Origin of the sequence: Amphritea sp. (assembly GCF_048266285.1) — a bacterium.
Taxonomy (GTDB): Bacteria; Pseudomonadota; Gammaproteobacteria; order Pseudomonadales; family Balneatricaceae; genus Amphritea.
This window is the reverse complement of record NZ_JBLWZV010000002.1, coordinates 332,470-355,292: the sequence shown is the minus strand read 5'-3', so window position 1 is coordinate 355,292 and position 22,823 is coordinate 332,470. Positions and strand designations below refer to the sequence as shown.

The 22,823-nt window shown below is 49.6% G+C and carries 23 protein-coding genes; 8 read left to right on the top strand and 15 right to left on the bottom strand.

From position 1 onward, the window contains the following. The first annotated feature begins 104 nt into the window (after positions 1-104). Positions 105-1,862: a C4-dicarboxylic acid transporter DauA gene (gene dauA, locus ACN0T0_RS05185; RefSeq protein WP_417223949.1), complete on the top strand. Its 1,758-nt coding sequence runs from the start codon at positions 105-107 to the stop codon at positions 1,860-1,862. A 252-nt stretch (positions 1,863-2,114) separates the two neighbouring features. On the opposite strand, the gene dnaB is transcribed toward dauA, so the two are convergent. The 6 genes from dnaB to ACN0T0_RS05155 form a co-directional block, all read right to left on the bottom strand. Further along, positions 2,115-3,497, bottom strand: coding sequence for a replicative DNA helicase (gene dnaB / locus ACN0T0_RS05180; protein WP_417223948.1), 1,383 nt, complete (start codon positions 3,495-3,497; stop codon positions 2,115-2,117). A 134-nt stretch (positions 3,498-3,631) separates the two neighbouring features. Beyond that, positions 3,632-4,078 (bottom strand): 50S ribosomal protein L9, encoded by a 447-nt coding sequence (gene rplI / locus ACN0T0_RS05175; RefSeq protein WP_417223947.1) that lies wholly within the window; start codon positions 4,076-4,078, stop codon positions 3,632-3,634. A 119-nt stretch (positions 4,079-4,197) separates the two neighbouring features. After that, positions 4,198-4,425 (bottom strand): 30S ribosomal protein S18, encoded by a 228-nt coding sequence (rpsR, locus tag ACN0T0_RS05170; RefSeq protein WP_019622438.1) that lies wholly within the window; start codon positions 4,423-4,425, stop codon positions 4,198-4,200. 32 nt (positions 4,426-4,457) lie between these two features. Continuing rightward, complete coding sequence (gene rpsF, locus ACN0T0_RS05165; protein ID WP_417223945.1) at positions 4,458-4,907, bottom strand: 30S ribosomal protein S6; 450 nt, start codon at positions 4,905-4,907, stop codon at positions 4,458-4,460. 142 nt (positions 4,908-5,049) lie between these two features. Continuing rightward, entirely contained in the window at positions 5,050-5,526 is a 477-nt protein-coding gene (locus ACN0T0_RS05160; RefSeq protein ID WP_417223944.1) for a hypothetical protein, read from the bottom strand. Positions 5,527-5,679: 153 nt separating this feature from the next. Then, on the bottom strand, positions 5,680-6,627 hold the full coding sequence (locus ACN0T0_RS05155; protein WP_417223942.1) for a GlxA family transcriptional regulator: 948 nt from the start codon (positions 6,625-6,627) through the stop codon (positions 5,680-5,682). A gap of 115 nt (positions 6,628-6,742) precedes the next feature. On the opposite strand from ACN0T0_RS05155, the gene ACN0T0_RS05150 reads away from it, so the two are divergent. Continuing rightward, on the top strand, positions 6,743-7,309 hold the full coding sequence (locus ACN0T0_RS05150; RefSeq protein ID WP_417223940.1) for a cysteine hydrolase family protein: 567 nt from the start codon (positions 6,743-6,745) through the stop codon (positions 7,307-7,309). 156 nt (positions 7,310-7,465) lie between these two features. Here ACN0T0_RS05150 and ACN0T0_RS05145 read toward each other — a convergent pair whose 3' ends face one another. The 5 genes from ACN0T0_RS05145 to folX all read right to left on the bottom strand — a co-directional run bounded on the left by ACN0T0_RS05145 (position 7,466) and on the right by folX (position 11,173). Beyond that, positions 7,466-7,873 carry an OsmC family protein gene (locus ACN0T0_RS05145; protein ID WP_417223939.1) on the bottom strand — a complete coding sequence of 136 codons (408 nt, stop codon included), beginning with the start codon at positions 7,871-7,873 and terminating at the stop codon, positions 7,466-7,468. Between the two features lie 27 nt (positions 7,874-7,900). Then, the gene (gene trpC, locus ACN0T0_RS05140; protein ID WP_417223938.1) at positions 7,901-8,713 is read right to left on the bottom strand and encodes an indole-3-glycerol phosphate synthase TrpC; all 813 of its coding nucleotides are present in this window, start codon (positions 8,711-8,713) and stop codon (positions 7,901-7,903) included. Between the two features lie 6 nt (positions 8,714-8,719). Further along, positions 8,720-9,754, bottom strand: a complete 1,035-nt coding sequence (gene trpD, locus ACN0T0_RS05135; RefSeq protein WP_417223937.1) for an anthranilate phosphoribosyltransferase — start codon at positions 9,752-9,754, stop codon at positions 8,720-8,722. Between the two features lie 10 nt (positions 9,755-9,764). Then, positions 9,765-10,346 carry an aminodeoxychorismate/anthranilate synthase component II gene (locus tag ACN0T0_RS05130; protein WP_417223935.1) on the bottom strand — a complete coding sequence of 194 codons (582 nt, stop codon included), beginning with the start codon at positions 10,344-10,346 and terminating at the stop codon, positions 9,765-9,767. 458 nt (positions 10,347-10,804) lie between these two features. Then, entirely contained in the window at positions 10,805-11,173 is a 369-nt protein-coding gene (folX, locus tag ACN0T0_RS05125; RefSeq protein ID WP_417223933.1) for a dihydroneopterin triphosphate 2'-epimerase, read from the bottom strand. A 235-nt stretch (positions 11,174-11,408) separates the two neighbouring features. Between folX and ACN0T0_RS05120 the strand changes: the two genes are divergently transcribed. Continuing rightward, a complete protein-coding gene (locus ACN0T0_RS05120; RefSeq protein WP_417223932.1) occupies positions 11,409-12,014 on the top strand; it encodes a VF530 family DNA-binding protein in 606 nt (201 codons plus the stop codon). A gap of 88 nt (positions 12,015-12,102) precedes the next feature. Here ACN0T0_RS05120 and ACN0T0_RS05115 read toward each other — a convergent pair whose 3' ends face one another. The 4 genes from ACN0T0_RS05115 to ACN0T0_RS05100 all read right to left on the bottom strand — a co-directional run bounded on the left by ACN0T0_RS05115 (position 12,103) and on the right by ACN0T0_RS05100 (position 16,780). Next, positions 12,103-12,483: a RidA family protein gene (locus ACN0T0_RS05115; protein ID WP_417223930.1), complete on the bottom strand. Its 381-nt coding sequence runs from the start codon at positions 12,481-12,483 to the stop codon at positions 12,103-12,105. A 120-nt stretch (positions 12,484-12,603) separates the two neighbouring features. Further along, positions 12,604-14,184: a BCCT family transporter gene (locus ACN0T0_RS05110; RefSeq protein ID WP_417223928.1), complete on the bottom strand. Its 1,581-nt coding sequence runs from the start codon at positions 14,182-14,184 to the stop codon at positions 12,604-12,606. A gap of 115 nt (positions 14,185-14,299) precedes the next feature. Beyond that, a complete protein-coding gene (locus ACN0T0_RS05105; protein ID WP_417223926.1) occupies positions 14,300-15,322 on the bottom strand; it encodes a dipeptidase in 1,023 nt (340 codons plus the stop codon). A 12-nt stretch (positions 15,323-15,334) separates the two neighbouring features. Further along, positions 15,335-16,780 (bottom strand): aldehyde dehydrogenase family protein, encoded by a 1,446-nt coding sequence (locus ACN0T0_RS05100; protein ID WP_417223924.1) that lies wholly within the window; start codon positions 16,778-16,780, stop codon positions 15,335-15,337. Between the two features lie 129 nt (positions 16,781-16,909). Here ACN0T0_RS05100 and ACN0T0_RS05095 point away from each other — a divergent pair, with 129 nt between their 5' ends. The 5 genes from ACN0T0_RS05095 (at position 16,910) to purT (ending at position 22,815) form a co-directional block, all read left to right on the top strand. Next, positions 16,910-17,806 (top strand): LysR family transcriptional regulator, encoded by an 897-nt coding sequence (locus tag ACN0T0_RS05095; protein ID WP_417223923.1) that lies wholly within the window; start codon positions 16,910-16,912, stop codon positions 17,804-17,806. A 379-nt stretch (positions 17,807-18,185) separates the two neighbouring features. Further along, the gene (locus ACN0T0_RS05090) at positions 18,186-19,907 is read left to right on the top strand and encodes a hypothetical protein (RefSeq protein WP_417223921.1); all 1,722 of its coding nucleotides are present in this window, start codon (positions 18,186-18,188) and stop codon (positions 19,905-19,907) included. Then, a complete protein-coding gene (locus ACN0T0_RS05085) occupies positions 19,907-20,656 on the top strand; it encodes a DUF3726 domain-containing protein (protein WP_417223920.1) in 750 nt (249 codons plus the stop codon). Before ACN0T0_RS05090 ends, ACN0T0_RS05085 begins: the two co-directional genes overlap by 1 nt. 167 nt (positions 20,657-20,823) lie before the next feature. After that, a complete protein-coding gene (locus ACN0T0_RS05080; protein ID WP_417223918.1) occupies positions 20,824-21,558 on the top strand; it encodes a TSUP family transporter in 735 nt (244 codons plus the stop codon). Between the two features lie 72 nt (positions 21,559-21,630). Next, positions 21,631-22,815 carry a formate-dependent phosphoribosylglycinamide formyltransferase gene (gene purT, locus ACN0T0_RS05075; RefSeq protein WP_417223916.1) on the top strand — a complete coding sequence of 395 codons (1,185 nt, stop codon included), beginning with the start codon at positions 21,631-21,633 and terminating at the stop codon, positions 22,813-22,815. Positions 22,816-22,823 lie beyond the last annotated feature (8 nt).

The window sequence follows — 22,823 nt, the reverse complement described above, 5'->3', positions numbered from 1 at the left end:
CATCTCTATAGTAACGACCCCACTCAGCAGAGTCAGAGGCCACTTCTCATTTCAGGCCGGAAAGCCGTCCGTCAGCTGCCGCGCCTCAGCAAGAGCAATTGTTCATGTCGCATCGTTTACATCTGCATAGTATTCGGCCCTTTAGTGCCTTACGTGAAACCTTTCAAGAGGGCTACGGTCTCGCCGATCTTTATCGCGATATCATGGCCGGCATCACCGTAGGCATTATTGCCATTCCCCTGTCGATGGCCCTCGCCATCGCCAGTGGTATTCCCCCTCAATACGGCCTCTATACGGCGATCATCGCAGGGATATTAATCCCACTGACCGGTGGTTCTCGCTATAGCATCTCAGGACCTACAGCAGCCTTTGTCGTGATTCTCTATCCGGTGGCTCAACAGTTTGGCTTGAGTGGTCTGCTCATCGCCTCGCTGATGGCGGGTATGATGCTGATAATCATGGCGGTCAGTCGCTTAGGCCGACTCATTGAATACATTCCAGAACCGGTGACCCTCGGGTTCACCTCAGGGATTGCAGTGGTGATTGCTACCCTGCAAATGAAAGACTTTCTAGGTCTGCACCTTGAGGAGATGCCAGAAAAGTATATCGATAAGGTCGCGGCACTCAGCCACGCTCTGCCAACCCTGACGTTGTCTGAATTTGCCATCGGCGCGACCACCCTGCTCGTATTAATTTTATGGCCACGCTTACGCATACCCGTGCCGGGACATCTGCCGGCAGTAGCGATCGGTGTGATCTTGTCTTTAGTACTCACCTCTACCGGTGCCGATATTCAAACCATTGGTTCGCGCTTTAGCTATGAGCTGCTCGATGGCACCGTCGGCCAGGGTATCCCGCCCGCACTCCCCGAATTTAACTGGCCGTGGCTGCAACCCGGCCCGGACGGTGAATTGATCGATTGGGATTTCCATAAACTGGCAGAGCTGATGCCGATCGCCTTCTCTATCGCGATGCTTGGTGCCATTGAGTCACTGCTTTGCGCCGTGGTACTCGATGGTATGAGTGGTACCCGTCATCACTCCAACGTTGAATTGATGGGACAGGGAATAGGTAATCTCATCACCCCTTGGTTCGGCGGCATCACCGCCACTGCGGCTATTGCCCGCTCAGCAGCCAACTATCGCGCCGGTGCTAAATCACCTATCGCCGGGGTGATACACGGTTTAGTGGTACTTGCCAGCTTGTTAATTTTAGCCCCTTGGCTGGCCTACATTCCGATGGCATCGATGGCGGCAATGCTGTTGATGGTGGCTTGGAATATGAGCGAAGCACCGAAGGTGGTCGAACTGCTCAAAAAAGCACCGACTGGCGATATTTTGGTGCTGCTCACCTGCTTTTCGCTGACTGTGATGATCGATATGGTGGTCGCGATATCCTTTGGTATTATCCTCGCATCGATACTCTTTATGCGTGATATCGCACAGATGACGCGGGTGACTGACGTGAGTGATAACAGGAAACACGTGCCCGAAACGTTACCCGCCGACTGGGGAGTCTATAAAATTAGCGGACCACTGTTCTTTGCCGCCGCCGACCGGATTTTCTCGGAGATACTGGAGATCTCTAAGGATAAACGTCATATCGTACTCTACATGGATGCAGTGCCGATCTTAGATGCCGGTGGATTATCGTCGCTCAACCATTTTCTGGACGAAAAATTTCAAGCAAACACCTTTGTGATTATTGCTGACCTGCAGTTTCAACCATTGAAAAATATCGCCAAAGCGGGACTCAAACCGATCGACCAAAAATTGGTCTTCACGCCCACGCTGGCAGAAGCGGTCGAATTGGCTAGCGCCAAAGTGATTAGTGATAATACGACACAACAAGCGGTCGTATAGTCGCCTATCGTAGGATGCGGTGAGCTGTGCGAACCGCATCATAGGCGCGTTGATAAAGGCAATATCGCCGCCAAAGGCGGCTCCTACAGGGAAATTTGGTGCCGTAATTGACAGTCGGTGTAGGAGCCTCTTTTAGAGGCGATAAGACGCAGTCCCGTAGGATGTAATAAGGAACAAACCGCACCGATACAATCAAACAGTTATCGCCGCCAGAGGCGGCTCCCACACCAATCACATGGCGACGCTAGCCGCTTATTCGTACTCTTGATAACCCATCGGTGCTAGGTTTTCAAACTTGGTAAACTGACCAATAAAGGCCAAGCGGTTACTACCGATAGGACCGTTACGCTGCTTACCGATAATAATCTCAGCGATACCTTTATCTGGCGAGTCTTCGTTATACACCTCATCCCGATAGATAAACATGATTACGTCGGCATCCTGCTCGATTGCACCGGATTCCCGTAAGTCAGAGTTAACAGGTCGTTTATTAGGCCGTTGCTCCAACGCACGGTTGAGCTGCGACAACGCAATCACCGGACACTCAAGTTCTTTCGCCAACGCCTTAAGCGAGCGGGAGATCTCTGAGATCTCAGCGGTACGGCCTTCACTATTACCGCCTTTGAGCTGCATCAATTGCAGGTAATCGACCATGATCATAGCGATATCACCATGTTCACGCACGATTCGTCGGGCGCGGTTACGCATTTCCGTCGGGCTGATACCAGCAGTATCATCGATAAACAGAGGCTTATCCCGCAGCATATTCACCGCCGTGGTGAGGCGAGGCCAATCATCCTCTTCCAACTTACCAGAACGTACTTTGGTCTGGTTAATCCGCCCTAAGGATGACAACATCCGCGTCACGAGCTGATCGGCGGGCATCTCCAAACTAAACACCAAGACAGGCTTATCCTGCGCCATCAAGGCGTTTTCCACGAGGTTCATCGCAAAGGTCGTTTTACCCATCGATGGACGCGCAGCAACGATGATGAGATCCGAGGGTTGAAGTCCACCGGTGGCTTTATCAAGCTCATCAAAACCGGTGGTTACACCGGTCATCGCCCCTTCAGAGTTGAACAATTCATCAATCTTATCCACAGCCTTCTTCAGCAATGGATTCACGCCGATAGGCCCACCTTCATTCGGTCGGTCTTCAGCGATCTGAAAGATCTTCTGCTCGGCTTCACTTAGAATATCGGTACCGGCACGCCCCTCGGGCATAAAGGCATTCTCAGCGATCTCATGGGCCACAGTGATCATCTTGCGCAGTAATGCACGGTCCCGGACGATCTCGGCATAGGCGCGAATATTTGAAGCACTGGGCGTATTTCGCGCTAGCTCGACCAAGTAATCCAGCCCACCCGCAGCATCGAGATTACCGGTGCGATCCAATTCTTCAGAAATGGTTACCACATCGATCGGCTGCATATTACTGACGAGCTTCTCAATCGTGCGGAAAATCAGCCGGTGATCATGACGATAAAACTGATCCTCCAGCACAATCTCTGAAACCGTATCCCAGGCATTGTTGTCCAGCATCAAGCCGCCGAGCACCGATTGCTCTGCTTCCTGTGAATGGGGAGGGATTTTTACACCTTCCATATCGGCAGCATTGGGATCCGGATAATCCATAAACTCTTTTACCTCAGCAAACAAAACACCAGTATCACAATCGCACTGGCCTAAAACGAAAAAAGCACTGCGCAGTATAATACTACGCAGTGCTTTTTAACTCATCTCTGACTTACGCCAGATTAGAGCAATACTTATTCGCCAACAACAATGATGCCGACAACTGCAGTAACTTCAGGGTGAAGCTGAATAGAAACTTCGAATTCACCAGTCGTGCGCAATGCACCTTCTGGCAAACGAACTTCACTTTTCGCAACTTCAATACCAGAAGCACTGATCGCATCAGCGATATCAGAAGTACCGATAGAACCGAACAATTTGCCTTCTTCGCCAGCTTTCGCAACGATAGACAGTTCGATTTCATTCAGTTGATCAGCACGAGTCTGAGCACTGTTCAGTTTTTCATTTGCAGCGGATTCCAATTCAGCACGACGTGCTTCAAAGGTTTCCAGGTTAGCTGCAGTAGCAGGAACCGCTTTCCCAAAAGGAAGAAGATAGTTACGACCGTAACCACGCTTCACGGTAACCTTGTCACCCAGGCTACCCAGTTTGCCAATTTTCTCGAGCAGGATAACTTCCATCTCGCAAACCTCTATTTTTTACGCTTGCCCACCGATGCTAAACATCTATGGGCTGAAACTTGTTTAATCACCTACCACATCGACTTAATTAGTCACAATGTGCAGTAAGTTAACCGTTATTACTGGTGGCTGTCAGTGTATGGCAGCAGTGCTACGTAACGTGCACGTTTGATAGCAGTCGCCAGCTGACGCTGGTAACGAGCTTTAGTACCAGTGATACGGCTAGGAACGATTTTACCGGTTTCAGTGATGTAACCTTTCAGGGTATCCAGATCTTTATAATCGATCTCAGTAACACCTTCAGCGGTAAAACGGCAGAATTTTCTACGACGGAAAAAACGAGCCATGGTATATCTCCTCTAAATAAATGTTAAACCGATTACTCGGCAGCAGCTTCTTCAGCAGCCGGTGCATCTGCAGCAGGCGTTTCTGTAGCAGCAGGTGCTTCAGTCACTTCAGCAGCAGGCTTCTCAGAACGTTCTTCACGACGTGGACGACGCTCTTCACGGCCTTCAGCAGCTTTAATTGGAGATACATCAGTAACAGCATCTTTACGACGTACAACAAGGTTACGGATAACCGCATCGTTGTAACGGAAGATGTTAGTTAACTCGTCCAGTGTTTCCTGAGCACATTCAACGTTCATCAGAACGTAGTGAGCTTTATGGATTTTGTTAATTGGGTAAGCCAGGTGACGACGGCCCCAATCTTCTAGACGGTGGATTTTACCTTCAGATTCTTCAATTAGCTTGGTGTAACGTTCAACCATAGCTGGAACCTGTTCACTCTGATTCGGGTGAACCAGAAAAACGATTTCGTAATGACGCATTAATTGCTCCTTACGGGTTATACAGCCTTCAGCCGCATCGAAAAACGGTAGAAAGCAAGGAGTTAAAGTGAGTTCCCTCAATGGCATAGCCAACGGGAGGCGAAATTATACGCGAAGATGGATAAAACACAAACACTCTATACTATTTAGCCGGTAATAATGTCTGGCTCATTTTAGCGCAATACAGTTTGCGGCTATGTTTGTCTGGGTCTTGACGAATAGCGGACCAACAGCTGTTGGTATCTGGATAGCGAGTGAAACGCTTACCGCCACGCAAGTCGATGAGGTACACCTTGTCGTAAAAATCATACTCATTCCACTCACTGATCTTAAGAGTCGTCTCTATACAGGTGTAATGAGGAACAATATTCAGGCCTTTTTTATGAAACCGCTCATAGCCACGGAAATACTTTTTACCCTGCTCGGAGCCTCGAATCTGATAACGTACAAAATCACGGCATTGCTCTAGCTCAGTAACTCGCTTATCGGACAAGATGACCGCCTTACTTACCGGCGTACCCTTGTAAGTAAAACGCCCCAATAGGTAGACATCTGAGCCCGCCGCAAAGGTCAATTGAGACACCAGTAGTAACCCCAGTAAAATTCCCTTAAGTAGCATTTCGATCCTCCTGAAAAACAGGGATACCCATCAAATATCGACAAGTATTCAGTAATAATGAAGCAAGTAAGCTATCTGAGCGGTTTCAAACGTTACAACCCTAAGTCATCAGCCTATCGTATCATCTCACTGTTGCAAACCTTGAATCCCTTTTTAGCGACTAAAACGAGCACGAAATTCACGTGGCGTAAGACCGATAATCTGAATAAAGACTTTCCTAAAAGCACTGACATCGTCATAGCCCACCGCCAAAGAGATCGTTTCAACGCTGTCTGGAGACGCTTCAAGCGCTTCACAGGCTTTACTGATGCGCAATTGCTGTATGTATTCTTTGGGCTTATAACCCGTTGCCCTAACGAATCGACGGAGAAAGGTCCGCTCGGTCAGATGACTATCGAACGCCAACTGCCTTACCGTGAGCGAATGCTGATAGCCATTTTGCAAACGATGCTGCACCGCTAAAATCACCCGATCACCATGATCGAATGGCGGTATAAAACAGCGATAGTAACGCTGCTCACGGGGTGCAGTATCAACCACCAACTGTTTACCCAACCGTCGCATCAGTGCTGGACTGGCAAATTGTGCCACCAACTCCAGCCCCAGATCCAACCAAGCCATTAACCCACCGGCAGTAATCAGGTCTCCATCATTAACCAGAATCTTGTTACCGTCGACCAGCACCTCAGGGAACTGCTGCGCTAATCGCTCGGTTAGCAGCCAATGAGTGGTCGCCGGCCGCTGATTTAACAGCCCCGACTGCGCCAAGATAAACGCCCCCGCACACACCGAACAAAGAAGCGCACCGGCCCCGTGTATCTCACGCAACCACGCAGCCAGTTGCGGCTGTTCCGTCAGGTAAAACTGATCGGTAATACAGGGCGGTAAAATAACGATCTGTGGATTATCTAATACCGCCGGCGTTGTTAACGCTTCAGCTTGGACTAGCTCGGAATAATCCAAGAGATGAACAGCAAACTGAAGTTCTGATGGCTGCGCTTGGCCTAAACGATTAGCCAGTTCGAATAACTCACGCAGGCCTTCCACGGCAGACCTCATTACCCCCGGGTACAACAGGATCACAACCTTAATGGTTTTCATCTACAGCACTACGCCTTGTCAGTTATTGCCTTAATTATGTCAAATACGACTGCAGTATAAGAAGTTTAGCTGCTTGATAATAGCCCTATCAACTGAACAACCCGAGGACATACCCATGAGCAAGACACACACAGATACAGCACTACTATTAATTGATTTCCAAAATGACTATTTTCCCGGCGGTAAGTGGGAACTCGACAATATTGATAATGCGGCGGCTAATGGCGCCAAACTACTGGCGGCGTTTCGTCAGCAGGGTTTGCCCGTAATTCACGTTTATCATGAGTTTGAGAGTGCCGATGCACCATTCTTTTTGGCCGCGAGCGATGGTGCCAAAATACACCCGACCTTTACCCCCCAAACGGGCGAGCCGGTGATACTAAAACATGCAGCCAACTCGTTTAAAAATACCTCATTACAAGCCGACCTCGATTCATTGGGCATTAAAAACCTAATCGTCGTAGGTGCTATGAGTAATATTTGCATTGATGCGGGGGTAAGAGCGGCGGCGGATATAGGCTATAACGTCAGCGTGGCACAAGATGCTTGCACCACTCGGGACCAAGTTTTCAACGGAGTCACCGTGCCAGCACAACAGACCCATGCCGCATTTATGGCATCACTTTCCTTTGCCTATGCACGGGTTGAAGAGACAGAGATTTTGTTGCATGAAATAAAATAAATCATTGCTCGTTGTAACCGTTCTTCGGCCAATACCACAATGTTCTTACCAAGCGCCGACGTTACGCGCTTGGTAAGAGATCAATCGAGGAAGGTTTTTGGACAACGAGCAAGCGACACGCCTTGTGACGTTCGAGTTCGAACGGCGGTTCTACATTTACGCTACTTCAATAATTTCAAAGCTATGCGTAATTTCAACGCCACCTTTTTCCAACATTAACGATGCTGAGCAGTATTGCTCCGCCGATAGTTTCACCGCCCGTTCGACTTTTTTCTCATTCAAGCCACGCCCAGAAACAATAAACTTCACGTGAATTTTAGTGAAAACAGCCGGTACTGTATCAGCACGTTCAGCATCAATTTCAGCCACGCAGTCGACAACATCTTGACGGGTTTTCTTGAGAATACCAATCACATCATAAGAAGTGCAGCCGCCTAGCCCGAGCAGTAACAACTCCATCGGCCGAGGGCCTTGCTTCTGCTCCGCATCGATGGTGACATCAAAACCCGAACCGGTGGTGCCTTTGAAACGAACATCGCCGTCCCATTTTACTTTTGCTTGCATAATCGCAGTATCTTCTTCAAATCGTTATTAGTGAGCGAACAGTTCGGCTAATTTAGCGCCGGGATCGGCTGCCCGCATAAAGGTTTCACCGACAAGGAAACTATCCACATTGTGCTCTCGCATAGCAATCACGTCCGCACGGGTCTGAATACCACTCTCCGTCACCACGATCCGGTCATCGGGAATCATATCCAGTAGCTCAAAGGTATGATCGAGGGAAACATCAAAACTGTGCAAGTCCCGGTTATTAATGCCGACAAGGCGATTACCTAACGGCAGTGAGCGTTCCAGCTCCTGCTGATTATGCACCTCAATCAATACATCCATCCCTAGCTCAGTGGCAAGCGTATTGAGTTCGGCCATCTGCGTATCCTGTAATGCTGCCACAATCAACAGGATGCAATCGGCCCCCATCGCGCGGGCTTCATACACCTGATAAGGATCAACAATAAAGTCTTTACGGATAACGGGTAATGAACAAGCAGCTCGGGCTTCCATCAAATAAGCTTCACTACCCTGAAAAAAATCAGCATCGGTCAGCACGGATAAACAGCTCGCACCACCGGCCTCATATGAGCGGGCGATCTCAGCCGGCACAAACGGGTCACGGATAACCCCCTTAGATGGACTGGCTTTCTTCACTTCAGCGATGATGGCAGAGCGCCCCTCGGCTAATGTGCGACCGAGACTCGCAGCAAAGCCACGCGGATCAAAGGCCGATCCCTGTTGACGCGCAATGGTTGCCTGCAAGTCAGCAATACTCACCTTTGGCTTACGCTCAGCAACTTCTTCGTGCTTACGGGCGATAATCTTCTTTAAAATAGTTGGGGTATCAGTCATCGTTACTCAGCTCTTCAGCGACTGACTCATGTCAGCCAACGCTTGCATTTTTGTCAGTGCGGCACCGGATTTAATCGCCTCCAAGGCAAGGGCAACACCCTCTTTATGACTGGCTGCTTGGCCGCTTAGGTAAACCGCAGCACCGGCATTCAGGGCGATCATCGCCGCCGCTTTTTTAACCGTGTTATCCTCGGCACCGGAGAACGTTTTACGAATCAACGCCAGCGACTCTGCCGGGCTATCGATCACCAAGCCGATCAGACTTTGGCTCTCAATCCCCAGATCTTCAGGGGTAATCCGATATTCAGTAATGTCACCATCTTTCAACTCAGCCACATAGGTATGGGTGGCTAGGCTGATCTCATCCAGACCATCCTCAGCATGCACCACCATAATATGTTCGCCACCCAGTTGTTGCATGACTTCCGCCATGGGCCGACAGAGTTTCTTGCTGAACACACCAATCACCAAGCGCTGCGCGCCGGCTGGATTGGTCATAGGCCCCAAGATGTTAAACAACGTTCGAGTGCCCAGCGCACGACGGGCACCAATGGCATGTTTCATCGCACCATGAAAACCCGGGGCAAACATAAAGCCGACACCGACTTCATCGATACACTTAGCAACAGCATCGGCACTCAGATCTAAATTAATACCCGCTTGCTCAAGCAGATCAGCACTGCCACTGCTTGAAGAAACACCTCGGTTACCGTGCTTAGCCACATGTACGCCACAAGCCGCAGCTACAAATGCACTGGCGGATGACACGTTAAACAGGTTTGCGCCATCGCCACCGGTGCCGACAATATCGACCAACGGTGCGGCCATAGCCCTGACTGGCGTGGCCAGCTCTCGCATTACCTGAGCGGCACCGGTGATCTCATCAATCGATTCACTCTTCATGCGTAGTGCGATCAGAAAACCGGCAATCTGTGATTCCGAACATTCACCCGTCATCACTTGACGCATAACGTCAACCATTTCATCGCGGCTCAGATCGATATGATCGACCACCCGCGCCAGCGCTTGTTTGATATCCATTGTGTCGTTGTTATCCTCGATTCAAAAAGTTTTGCAGCAGGTCATGACCTTGCTGAGTCAGGATCGACTCGGGGTGAAACTGAACCCCCTCTAAATCCAGCTCTTTATGTCGCACGCCCATAATCTCATCCATCGAACCATCATCATTCTGGGTCCAGGCGGTGATTTCAAGGCAGTCTGGCAGAGTATTTTTATCAATCACCAGCGAATGATAACGGGTAACGGAGACCGGATTTTCCAACCCTTTAAAAACCCCCGTATTATGGTGATAAACCGGTGACACTTTACCGTGCATCACTTGGCGCGCACGTACCACATCACCGCCAAACGCCTGCCCCATACTCTGATGACCCAAACAGATACCAAAAATAGGCAGTTTACCAGCAAAATGCTTAATCGCCTCGACTGAGATACCCGCTTCATTTGGCGTACAGGGCCCCGGAGAGATCACCAACTGATCCGGCTTAAGTGCCTCAATCTGTTCAATCGTAATTTCATCATTACGGTACACCTGAACATCAGCGCCCAGCTCACCCAGATATTGCACGACGTTATAGGTAAACGAGTCGTAGTTATCGATCATCAGTAGCATACAAGTTTTACCTCTTTGACAATGTGGCATAGGCTAGTGACGTGATCATGGCCATATCCACACGCATACTCTCAATTGGAAACTGTAAACAGGCCAGAGAACAGGCCTAGAGACATGTGAGCAGTCGTATATTGGTTTAATGTAGAGTCAGCTTAGCGATATTAACAAGCAAGCGAGGCCAGCGATAAAAACAAAGTAAAATCTCTACAATTTATGGGCTCAAATTCTATCACAGCTTATAACAGCACTACCAAAATTCGATGCACGTTTCACATAGCTAATACTTTATGGCTGGGTGAACAACACACTTAAACGCTAACGCTCAGCCCTGTCAACGCAAGACGAATATGATGAACGCTACAACTCTTTTCCTATATGACGGTAGTGCTTTAATACAGTACCGCCTAGGTTTTACTCTTAGAGCAAAAAGCAGGCAAGACGCTTAGCCGAGCCGTCAATCAACAGCAATGTTTTTCCAGCGTCAAGGAGACCGAATCAGCAAATCGCAGTGCATGAGGCTTATCAATAGTAACGCTAGCAAAGGTTACCCAAGGATGAGCGCTAGCGATCTCCAATACATCACCCACCAGCTTCTCTAATAACAGAAAGTGACCTTCTTCCACATGCTGAATAATATCCTTACAGACAACCTTATAGTTCAGCGCTTTTTCAACATCATCACTGATGGCCGCTTTCGCCGCCGGGTAATGAATTTCAATATTGATCACCACATCTTGCAGTTTTTCACGTTCTTCAGGGTTAAAGCCTATATAGGTACGCAGTCGCAGGTTTTTGATGCGGATGATAGCGTTGCTGACTGATGGCATATGAATCCTTTTCAATTATTTTTATCACTGACCGGTTCCTAGTCTAACAGAACAGAATGAAGTCGCCAGATGACAATAGGGCCAATAACCCCAAGGTAAAATCATCAATATTAAGCGGTTTATTGAATACGTATTATCATCGAAAAAGGTTCACTGTCTCGGCAATGGACGACGGTTGGCTGATAAATGGGCTTGAATCACGGCTTTAGGCTAGGTTGTCTGGACGCTGACAGGTATGATGCCCATACTTATCGATACTCAAAACATCCACAGGCCGCTATTGCCGGACATTATTATGACTGACGAGATCAATTACCAAAACAACCCACTACACGGTCTCGGCTTAAAAGAGTTATTAACTCAGATAGTCGATCACTACGGCTTCGAGATTCTGTATGCCTACCTGAACATCAACTGCTTTAAAACCAACCCAAGCATTGAGTCCAGTGTGAAATTTCTCAAGAAAACCGATTGGGCGCGGGAGAAGGTAGAAATCTTTTACCTGTATAAATTTAAGAACCTACCTCGGGTTTCATCTGAGCAGTTTGCCCTATCCCCTAGAGACCGTATTATCCCGGAAGGCCAAACGCCGCGAGAACCTGCAGAACTCAGCCTCGAAGATGCCGAACGGATGCGTGAAAAACAGGCGCTGAAAGCGGCTGAGCATGGCAAAACCAAAAGCTACCGCAGCAGCCGCTCTAACGGCAAGCAGGGCTATTCGAGTAAAGAGGAAAATGCTCGGGACAAACAAGAACGCTGGAAGCCGGAACGAAAAACCACAACACCAACCCAAGCTTCATCCGATAACGATGATGACCCATGGGCCAAATGGCGTAAATAAAAAACGGCATCAACAAAGCTACAACTAAAAAAACCGCCATAAGGCGGTTTTTTTTAAGGCATATCACAAGCACAGAGCAACGCTCGATTCAAACGCTAGGCACCGCCGCATAGGCGACTATTTCACACAGCATCTCTTCCCGCGCGAGCCCCGCAACCACCATCGCAGCACGATTCGGATAAGGGGCAGCGAAATAATCTGCATACACTCGATTAAAGACCGGTAACAGATCGCGATCAGTCACGTATATCAGTACTTGGGTCACATCATCCATCGTCAGCTCAGCCGCTTCAATGGTGTGTTTAAAGTTGTCCATCGTCTGACGTGCTTGAGCTTCAATCCCGCCGTCCACCACTTGCCCTTGCGCATTGATCGGAATCTGCGCGGTGGACAATTGACCATTGGCGATAACAGCCCACTCAAGCGGCGCTTTCGAGGCGAACAGATCGGTTTTTACAGCGTGTTTCATAGCAATTCACTTTTAAATATATCAATTAAATCGGTGCCTCACATAATGCTTACCTAGCGATATTAATCACTCAGGCAAACCTTATGGTTGATCCCCCTTAAATAGTCGAGTTCAACCGCATTACAAGCCTTGCTCGTCCGCCATCTTGCGGGCGATTTGCGGAGCCGTCCAAAGCGAGGGCAACAGAACAAGCGATACTGGCACGGCGGTGATAACGATAAATGACTGCAATGCTGAGATCCCGCCGGAGCCTATCGAAACTAATAGCGCCGCCACAACCCCCATCATCACACCCCAGAATACGCGCACCGAACTCTGCGGATGATCTGTACCAGTCATCACCATCGATACGGCATAGGTCATTGAGTCACCGGTGGTCGCAACAAAAATAGTGGTCAACACCAGAAACAGCACCGAGATCATAAAGCCCATGGGTAACTGATCGGTAATTGCCAACAGCGCCGCCGGTAGGTTAAAGCCGGTGAAAGGCTCAGAGATCACCCCAGGATTGGCCAGTTCATAGGCCAGCCCACTGCCACCAACAATGGTGAACCAGAAGCAGGTAATAATCGGTGCCACAACCGAGATCAGTAGGATCATTTCACGAATAGTGCGTCCCTTAGAGATACGCGCGACAAACATCGCCATCAACGGACCATAACCTAAGAACCAACCCCAGAAGAACACCGTCCACCAATCCAACCAGCCTGTATCAGCGCGGAACGTCGCCATCGGGATAAACTGGTTCAGATAGATTCCGAAGGACTGCAAATAACCGTCGATAATAAAAGCGGTCGGGCCAAACAGGAGAATAAAGGCCATGAGAATCACCGCTAGAATCACATTCGCCCGGCTCAGCATTTGTATCCCCTTCGTGACGCCTGTTACTGCCGAAAGCGTATAGATGCAGATTAAGGCGACCAAGATCATCACCTGAGTGGCATAAGTATCAGGAATGCCGAAGAGTTTTTCTAAACCAAAGCTAACCTGTAACCCTAGAAAGCCGATCGGCCCAACAGTGCCGGCCACCACGGCTAACACACAACTGGAATCAACTATCGCCCCAAAAGGACCGGTCATCACCTTATCGCCAAACACCGGATAGAGCAGTGTGCGCGGCTTTAACGGCAAACCTTTTTCATAATGCAGATACATGTACACAATGCCTGTCAGGCTGCCGAGAATCGCCCATGCAAGGAATCCCCAGTGCATAAAGCTCTGCGCTAATGCATTATAAGCCGCGCCAACCGTACCCGCTTCAGTCGCCGCAAACAGCGGTGGAGGCGAGGTAAAATGAGCCATTGGCTCGGCGGCGGCCCAAAACACACCACCACCCGCTAAGAGCGTACACATAATCACCGAAATCCACTGAAATCGTGGCATTTCTGGGGTTTTAACGCCGCCTAAAACAACCGAGCCCGTCCGCCCTATCGTCAACATCAGGCCGATCACGAAGGTGAGCAGCAACAGCACCTGCCAATAAGCGCCAAAATATTGAGTCGATATCGCAAACCCCGTATTGACCCAAGCACTCATCATATCAATGTCGTACAAGGCTAATGCCACAAACAGTACTAACACGCCCCCACTAATCAAAAAAACTGGCAGATCAACACCGGCCAATAATTTCTTACCTGCCATCTCTGGCTCATCATTCAAAACCTGTTGTCCGGTAACAACAGCTTGCGTTGCGTTACTCATAGTCGTCTCCTGACGGATCTTTATATTTATTAATTATCAGGTAAATCTATGATCCAGACAGGACTCTCAGTTGGCTGAATCATAAACAGCATTAAACTATCTATCCTGCCTTGGATTATTGCGGCTTAAGCCCTTCATCCAGAAAGTTAAGCCAGTTCAGCCCCATAATTTTACCTACTTCCATGGTGCTAAACCCTCGAGTCAACAGCCCCTGTGTTAGATTCGGGAAGTCTCGACTGTCACGAAACCAGGACAACGGCCGGGGCCAGTCCGCATTGGCTTTTGAGCCTTCGCCATAATCCATCGCTTTTGACCAGCGACCATTTCGCATCCATTCCAGAACAGACGACGGCTGCTCCTGACACAGATCGGTACCGATGCCAATATGATCAATCCCCATCAGATCAGCAGTGCTAGCGACCATGTCGCAGAATTCATTGAGGCTACAATCCGGGCCATTTTTTAGATGGAACGGATAAAGGCTAAAGCCCAATAGCCCTCCCGACTCCGCCAGCGCTTTCAGCACCTGATCGGATTTGTTGCGTTTAGCCGCATGAAAGCTCGAAGGGTTAGCATGGGATATCACGATAGGGCGCTCAGAGATTTCGATCGCATCCAGCGTGCTGCGTTCGCCACTGTGGCTCATATCCACAATCATGCCGACCCGGTTCATCTCTTTAATCGCCTGATGACCAAACCGTGTGACGCCACTGTCATGCGCTTCATAGCAACCACAAGCCAGTAAACTCTGATTGTTATAGGTCAGTTGCATAATCATCAGGTTCAGCTCACGCATCACCTCGACCATGCCGATATCATCTTCAATCGGTGAGCAGTTTTGCGCACCAAACATGACGCCAACCTTACCTAACTGTTTCGCTAAGCGGATATCTGCAGCGCTTCTCACCGGCATAATCAGATCGCTGTTCATCTCAAAATGACGATTCCACTCAGCGATTCGCAGCAGGGTTTCACGAATCTGTTCGTGATACACAATGGTCGCATGGACCATCGTCACACCACCGTCACGTAGCTGCTCGAAGATATCCCGGCTCCAGTTGGAATACTGTAAGCCATCAACCACAATCAGATCGTTATGTAACGTCATGTGCGTCGGCTGTTTTTGTAAATCATGCATAATTAGCCTCCGTTAGCCACGGATGTATGTCGTTTTAACGATGGTGTAAAACTCTTTAGCATAGCTACCTTGCTCACGTGGACCGAAGCTGGAATCCTTGCGACCACCAAAGGGCACATGGTAGTCGGTGCCTGCTGTTGGCAGATTCACCATCACACAACCTGTTTTGGCATTGCGTTTGAAGTGAGTCGCGTATTTCAGTGATTCAGTACAGATACCGCCGGTCAAACCGAAGTTCGTATCATTCAGGGTCGCCAAGGCTTCGTCATAATCCTTCACTTTGATAATGCAGCCGATGGGAGCGAACGCTTCTTCACGGTTAATCGTCATCGCGTTAGTCGTGTTCGTGAATAACGCCGGTTGCATATAATAGCCTTCGGTCTCTTCGGTCAGCACTTCACCACCATAGACCAGCGTGCCACCCTCAGCCTTGGCAATCGCCAGGTAATTCAGGTTTTGCTCCATCTGACGAGCATCAGCGACGGCGCCAATATGAACACCCGCTTTCAGCGGATGACCAACCACCAATTGCTTCATCCGCTCCACCATCGCAGCGACAAAGCGATCATGAATACCTTCCGTCACGATTAAACGGGAAGACGCAGTACACTTCTGACCCGTACCACCAAACGCGCCGCCGACGGCACACTCAACCGCGTTATCAAGATCCGCATCATCGAGCACCACCAGCGCATTCTTACTGCCCATCTCGAGTTGACACTTGACCAGATTAACCGCCGTTGCTGCAGCTACTTTACGCCCGGTTTCCAATGATCCGGTAAAGGTAAGTGCGTTAATACCACGGGAGTTAATCAAGGTATCACCGACCTCAGCCCCCGGCCCCATAACGAGGTTAAAAGTGCCAGCCGGAAGCCCCTGACGGGCGATGATCTCGGTCAGTGCCCATGCCGATGCCGGCACCTGATTGGCAGGCTTCCAGACCACCGCATTACCAAAGGCTAAAGCAGGTGCTATCTTCCACGCACCGGTCGCCGTCGGGAAATTCCATGGGGTGATAATACCGACCACACCCACCGGCTCACGTCGGGTTTCAATCTCAATGCCTAGGCGAACAGAATCAGCTGTTTCACCCATCTGGCGTAACACTTCAGCGGCATAGTAATGGAAGAATTGCCCCGAGCGGTAGGTTTCACCGACACCTTCAGCCAGCGTTTTACCCTCTTCTCGGGCCAGCAACTCACCCAGTTCATCTTTACGGGCGATCAACTCATCACCGATCGCCATGAGCACTGAATAACGCTGTTCTAGACCACTCTTTTGCCATTCAAGCTGGCCAACCGCAGCCGCTGCAATCGCCGCGTCTGTCTGAGCCTTATCGGCCTGCGCATACAGACCGATCACATCACGGGTATCCGCTGGGCTGATATTGGCCACATGGCCGCTATTACCCTCAACCCACTCACCTGCAATGTAATTACGAAAAATTGAATCAGACATATTGACCTCCTGAATGTTGATAGATCCATCATAGATTCTGTGATTCAATAAGAATAATTAATAAATAATATTCATTGATAAGGTTTCCTTATTTAGAATCCCTTCCTGATCAAATGGCTGGAGTCAACGATGCTACCGGAACTGAAAATTACTCAACTACGTCATTTTGTCTGGGTGGCCGAACTTAAAGGTTTTCATGCCGCGGCAGAGAAAGCCCACCGTACTCAACCGGCTATCTCGCTATCGATTCGCGATCTCGAAAATAAACTAAGTGAATCGTTATTTGAAAAGCGCAATGCGAAAACCGCTAAGACTGAACTGACGCCCTTTGGTAAATACTTTCTACCGAAAGCCAAAGAACTAATTGAGCACCACGATCGAATTGCCGAAGACATGACCCTACTCGCCGAGCATAAAACCGGTCACCTGCGGCTTGCATCCGTGCCATCGATTGCCAGTCAGGTCTTGCCTGAACTACTATTCGAATTTATTAAAGATACGCCGGACTTGCATATCAGCTTTTTCGATGACAACTCTGCAGCGGTTTATCGTATGGTGGAGAACCAGCAGGTCGATTTCGGCATTGCCCACCTATTTCATGAAGAGGAACACAGTGACAAAAGTTTTATTCCTATCTGGGAAGATCAAATCGGCGTTGTCTGCCCGATCAATCACCCGCTGACGGAATATAAAGAACTGCACTGGCAGGCACTGCGTCATCATCGACTAATCAGTAACGGCACATCTCGCCTGTTTGAAGGCAGTGAAGCTGAGTCCTTGATTCATGACTCACAGATCTACGTCTCGAGTATGATCTCACTCATCGCCATGTTGGAAGCCGGCTTTGGTGTCACCACCCTGCCCCGCTATGCCGTACCCAAAGACAGTCAAACCCTATGCTTCATTCCTCTGAGCGCCCCCGTCGTCGTGCGCCGAATAGGGATCGTCAAACTGACGAATAAATCGCTGACACCATCGGCACAGGCTCTAGTCGACTTTATTCTCGCCAGTAATCATGCGGTGTAAATCAGCAGCGACGGAAAATGTTTACCCTTGAGTGACAAAGAGCCATGGAAATTTATAGAAAAAATAATAGTTTTAAGGGTTTTGATAAGTTTTGCTTATTAAGCGATATAACCTTCTGATTTGTATGTGATCCTCGGTATAGCCCATGATAACCCTCATACGAACAGGACGCTCAAGATGGCTTTCAAATGAAACCATAAGATGAGACAACATCATCGATAGGTTTCGTCTTGCCGTCTAACTCCCTGTTCCGCTACGCGCTGCTACTAAACCCTAGCTTGCTGCTCAGCGAACAGAACAAACCCTGTTTAAGGTTTTGGACACATCGACAGGTTCAATGATAAAAAACGATGTGCGGCTATTTATGAGGAGAATAACAATGACCATGCCCGCTGCTATACAGGCTGCTCTACGAGGGGAAAATGCACTCCCCTTACGTCCAGCAGACCAGATTATGAACTTAGAAAGGCTCGGCGCGCTACATCAGAGCCGGTTAAGTTTCATGCGCACCTTGGTACGACGTATTATGCGCGAGCGCTGGCAGATCGCCCCCAGCCGCTTTGAGCTCGATGAGCAGGGCTACGGCAGCGTTATCTATAGCATCAAAACACCCCACAAATGCTATAGCTTTGTGCTGTTTTCCGACTACCTCTCTGCCGAAGACCGCAATGACCGAGTAATAGCTACTCAATGGGATCTAACCATGGCGTTGGTCGAAGGCGAAATCGACGATCTATATCTATCCAAACTTCGCCAGAATGTGCCTAAACAGGAAGCGGGTCGTGTCGACGCCCGCGTATTTGTTCTCTCCCGCGCCAACCGCAGTGCCCGTAATTTCGACTATGTTGTCGATCAGCTCGCCAAGGGTGAACAGCCGGACATCGCTCAGATTGCCCGGGTAGGCTATCTATATCGCACCACCGCCGTCTACGGTAGTGGCAAACTCGGCATGGCCGATTGGGAAAAGGTCGCCACTCGTCATGCTGATTTTGCCCGTCCATTCGCTGCCGAAATGTTTGTTTGTCTAATGTTGCGCAACTTCAGCCTGCTGCAGGCTGAACATATCGCCCAGCATCGTAGCCCCGACAGTTACACCCCCATGCAGGCCGATATTAAGCGCTTCTTCGGCATCGGCAACTCCACCGGCTTAGGTATGGCGCCCTATCTGATCAACCACCCACAGCTAATCAACCAGTGGATCGAGATGCGTGAGTTGGCATTGGCCAGAATCCGAGTACTGGGCAACATCAACCAGCGTGTTCTGCAACAGTTTCCACAGCTATTGCAACGTTGCACCGTCCATACCGAACAGACCGTCACTGAAGATGCATGGCAAACAGTACATAACCGCCAGGTGTTGGTTGACCTGCAGGCGATTGAGCAACACTGCGCCCAAGGGATCGAAAGCTGGGATGCACTGCTCGACTGGAGCGAGAAAAACTGTTCGCTTCAGGGTCAAGAGATGCTGATATCGGTGATGTTGGAGCTCTATCCAGAACTGGTCGACGACCTCGAAGGCCATTACAGTGTCGAAGAGTTTCTGGATCTTGATCCGGTGATGCCGCTGCAACAACTGAAGCAGGTAATTGAACAGCGTTATCAGTGGGCGTTAAAACTGGATTTTGCCGCAGACGGCGCAAAAGATACGTTCTGGTATCGTTCAGAAGAAAAAATGGAGCCTCGTTTGGGAGACACCCGGGAAGACGAAGGCAAGGATAAACAGATGGCGTTAGGCGTCGGCTATGCAGTGCGCAAATGCTATGACCAACTGTGCGATTATATGCTCGAATATCCACAGCATTCCACCGCCCGATTTATGGTTGCACAACCTAAATTACGTGGCATCGTGCGCCGTATTCAAAGCATGAACCGTTGTCTTTACGGAGATATTCAGGCCAATTTACTGGATCGCGAGATTATGCCCATGCATCTGCTACGCGCTAAGCTCGCCTGCTTTGGCGTCGGTAAATTTGATCCGCGCTCTAAGCTTTGGGTGCGCAATACCATGTTTCAAGGCGCGCCACTGCTGGAAGATATTGGTAAAACATTTAATGACGACTGGTTTATGCCTCTGGCCCCCGACGCACAAGGAGCACGCTAATGCATATTTCAATGACTGAGTTGAAAGCGGCGTTGCGACGCTGCTTTGAAGCTACGGGTTACTATGTTGGCAATTATGAAGATGCCGCCAATATGATTCTTTGGTTAGAAAAACATGGTCTAGATGGCCTTAAAGAGTTACAAAGCGCGCTGCCCTATATCGGTGACGATAGCAGCAAACCGCTCAGCACGGTGATCTATGAAGACAGTACGGCTGCCGTTATCGACAGCCATGACCGTAGCGCCTTGAACTGTATCGCCGCCTCCGTTGATCTCGCCCATGCCAAAGCACTGGAAAACGGTATCGCAACCGTTACCGTACATAACTGTCACAACCGTATGTTTATCCTCAAGGCACTGACCGACTGTGGTCGCCGAGGTATCAGCGTCACCGCTTATTGGCAAAACGGCAGTCAAACCATTACCGAACATACCGCCGCTATTAAAGCCGGCGAGCGTTACCCGAGTTACAGTGAAGCGGTGACAAACCTAACAACACATATCGATGACAAACAAGCGCTTACGATTATTTGTAGTTCACGGGTCAATCTAGCTTCATCATTGCAACAATCACAGGGTAATTATAAAGCTCGGCATATCAGCGCAGAACAGATTCAGCTGAATAAAGAACAGAGCGTGGATGATGGTATCTCTATCGACGCCGAACTCTGGGCTGAGATTAACCGTATTGGCGACGGTGTTTTAGTCGCCAATACCGAACGCTCCCGTCAGGGTGCAGGCGGACGCTAACTCGTTCATTATCGTGCGTATGGCCTGTTGGATACCTCATCCCGCAGGCCACCCCATGACCCGGCAGCTGACTGCACTTCCGTTGCCGGGTCATTTTTTCATCCAACCATACCCGTCCGCCCTATCCACAGGCATACTGTCACCTCACTCGTGAATAGCTGGAAACCATGTTATATACCCTGCCGGAACTACTGGCCGTCTTGATCGTCACCTGTGGCATTGCCCTACAAACTGTCGTAGGCATCGGTTATGGCTTACTGGCTGCACCCTTACTTTATCTGATCAATCCCGCTTATGTACCCGGCCCGGTCTTGCTCGTCGGCTTTGGTTTAGCCTTAATGATGGTCATACGGGAACCTAATGCCCTGCGCTGGCGACGGGTCATGCCCGCTATCATCGCTAGAATCCCCGGTGCTTGGTGCGGTGCAGCGTTGTTAGTCGCGCTACCACAATATGCCCTCAGCCTCTTTTTTGGTTTTTCCGTACTGACCGCCGTGTTGCTCAGCCTATGGCGGTTTAATATTTCGGCCACCCCCGTCAATCTGATCATCGGCGGCTTCTTTTCCGGTGTGGGGGGCACAGCCACCTCCGTAGGCGGGCCACCGATAGCACTGGTTTATCAGCAACAGGATAGGATTACCGCACGTAGCGAGATCGCCGCCTTTCTGTTGATCGGCACACCGATATCCCTGTTAATGCTGATCTATAAAGGCAGCCTCGACTGGCACAGCGCCCAACTGAGTCTAAAAATAGTTCCAGGGCTGTTTCTCGGTTTCTTTTTAGCCCGAAAAATTGATGGCAAGTTATCCACAACCTCAGCAAAACCGATGTTATTAGCCGTTTCCGGCGCCTCTGCGCTGATAGTCAGCATCAAAGGTCTACTCGGCTGGTTGGCGCTCTAATCCGCATAAATATTAGGGGCCACCGCATTCTTGAAATATAATCCCTACTTTTTAAAGGATAGGACTCTCCTCATGGCTCATATCGGTACACCGTTCTCATCGTCGGCAACTAAAATTTTACTCTGTGGTTCTGGCGAACTGGGCAAAGAGGTGGTGATTGAACTGCAGCGCTATGGTTGTGAAGTCATCGCCTGTGACCGTTATGAAAATGCCCCCGCCATGCAGGTTGCCGATCGCTCTTACACCTTTTCAATGCTCGATGGTGCCGAACTGCGGCGGGTAATTGAACTGGAAAAGCCTGATTATATCGTGCCGGAAATCGAAGCGATCTCAACCGATACCCTGGTTGCCTTGGAACAGGAAGGTTTCAATGTGGTGCCGACAGCCAATGCTGCGCGACTCACCATGAACCGTGAAGGGATTCGTCGTCTTGCCGCAGAAGAGCTTGGTATTCCAACCTCAAACTACCAGTTTGTCGATAACCGCACCGATTTTGAAAACGCTGTAACTGAGATCGGCATGCCCTGCGTCGTTAAACCGATTATGAGCTCTTCTGGTAAAGGCCAGAGCATAATCAAAACAGTGGCCGATATCGACAGCAGTTGGACTTATGCTCAAGAAGGCGGCCGAGCTGGCGCGGGACGGGTGATCGTCGAAGGCTTTGTCGATTTTGATTATGAAATTACCCTGCTCACCATCCGTCATATTCAGGGCACGAGTTTCTGCCTACCGATCGGACACCGTCAAGAAGATGGTGATTATCGCGAATCTTGGCAGCCACAAGCGATGAGTGACAAGGCCCTCGAACGAGCCAAAGAGATCGCCGAAAAAGTCACTGGCGCACTGGGTGGTCGTGGCATTTTCGGTGTCGAACTGTTTATCAAAGGCGATGAGGTTTACTTCAGTGAAGTCTCACCTCGCCCCCATGATACCGGTATGGTAACTATGATCTCTCAGGATCTATCGCAGTTCGCTCTGCACGCACGGGCGATCTTAGGCTTGCCGATTCCGAACATCGTGCAACATGGCCCATCGGCATCGGCTGTCGTCTTAGTCGAGGCCGAATCAAACCAGCTAAGCTTTGCGAACCTCGAAGTCGCACTCGCCGCCCCCGATACTCAGCTACGTTTATTTGGCAAACCTAACATCAACGGCAAACGCCGTATGGGCGTGGCACTCGCTCGGGGAACCGATATCGATAATGCGGTAGAGAAGGCGCTAACCGCCGCCGCGGCAGTGACCGTTAACGTCGAATAAAGTCGCCT

Bases quoted from the DNA above. Each gene is read 5' to 3' on its own strand.
- dauA (WP_417223949.1), top strand. From the start codon at position 105: ATGTCGCATCGTTTACATCTGCATAGTATTCGGCCCTTTAGTGCCTTA.
- dnaB (WP_417223948.1), bottom strand. From the start codon at position 3,497: ATGGATTATCCGGATCCCAATGCTGCCGATATGGAAGGTGTAAAAATC.
- rplI (WP_417223947.1), bottom strand. From the start codon at position 4,078: ATGGAAGTTATCCTGCTCGAGAAAATTGGCAAACTGGGTAGCCTGGGT.
- rpsR (WP_019622438.1), bottom strand. From the start codon at position 4,425: ATGGCTCGTTTTTTCCGTCGTAGAAAATTCTGCCGTTTTACCGCTGAA.
- rpsF (WP_417223945.1), bottom strand. From the start codon at position 4,907: ATGCGTCATTACGAAATCGTTTTTCTGGTTCACCCGAATCAGAGTGAA.
- ACN0T0_RS05160 (WP_417223944.1), bottom strand. From the start codon at position 5,526: ATGCTACTTAAGGGAATTTTACTGGGGTTACTACTGGTGTCTCAATTG.
- ACN0T0_RS05155 (WP_417223942.1), bottom strand. From the start codon at position 6,627: ATGAAAACCATTAAGGTTGTGATCCTGTTGTACCCGGGGGTAATGAGG.
- ACN0T0_RS05150 (WP_417223940.1), top strand. From the start codon at position 6,743: ATGAGCAAGACACACACAGATACAGCACTACTATTAATTGATTTCCAA.
- ACN0T0_RS05145 (WP_417223939.1), bottom strand. From the start codon at position 7,873: ATGCAAGCAAAAGTAAAATGGGACGGCGATGTTCGTTTCAAAGGCACC.
- trpC (WP_417223938.1), bottom strand. From the start codon at position 8,713: ATGACTGATACCCCAACTATTTTAAAGAAGATTATCGCCCGTAAGCAC.
- trpD (WP_417223937.1), bottom strand. From the start codon at position 9,754: ATGGATATCAAACAAGCGCTGGCGCGGGTGGTCGATCATATCGATCTG.
- ACN0T0_RS05130 (WP_417223935.1), bottom strand. From the start codon at position 10,346: ATGCTACTGATGATCGATAACTACGACTCGTTTACCTATAACGTCGTG.
- folX (WP_417223933.1), bottom strand. From the start codon at position 11,173: ATGCCATCAGTCAGCAACGCTATCATCCGCATCAAAAACCTGCGACTG.
- ACN0T0_RS05120 (WP_417223932.1), top strand. From the start codon at position 11,409: ATGATGCCCATACTTATCGATACTCAAAACATCCACAGGCCGCTATTG.
- ACN0T0_RS05115 (WP_417223930.1), bottom strand. From the start codon at position 12,483: ATGAAACACGCTGTAAAAACCGATCTGTTCGCCTCGAAAGCGCCGCTT.
- ACN0T0_RS05110 (WP_417223928.1), bottom strand. From the start codon at position 14,184: ATGAGTAACGCAACGCAAGCTGTTGTTACCGGACAACAGGTTTTGAAT.
- ACN0T0_RS05105 (WP_417223926.1), bottom strand. From the start codon at position 15,322: ATGCATGATTTACAAAAACAGCCGACGCACATGACGTTACATAACGAT.
- ACN0T0_RS05100 (WP_417223924.1), bottom strand. From the start codon at position 16,780: ATGTCTGATTCAATTTTTCGTAATTACATTGCAGGTGAGTGGGTTGAG.
- ACN0T0_RS05095 (WP_417223923.1), top strand. From the start codon at position 16,910: ATGCTACCGGAACTGAAAATTACTCAACTACGTCATTTTGTCTGGGTG.
- ACN0T0_RS05090 (WP_417223921.1), top strand. From the start codon at position 18,186: ATGACCATGCCCGCTGCTATACAGGCTGCTCTACGAGGGGAAAATGCA.
- ACN0T0_RS05085 (WP_417223920.1), top strand. From the start codon at position 19,907: ATGCATATTTCAATGACTGAGTTGAAAGCGGCGTTGCGACGCTGCTTT.
- ACN0T0_RS05080 (WP_417223918.1), top strand. From the start codon at position 20,824: ATGTTATATACCCTGCCGGAACTACTGGCCGTCTTGATCGTCACCTGT.
- purT (WP_417223916.1), top strand. From the start codon at position 21,631: ATGGCTCATATCGGTACACCGTTCTCATCGTCGGCAACTAAAATTTTA.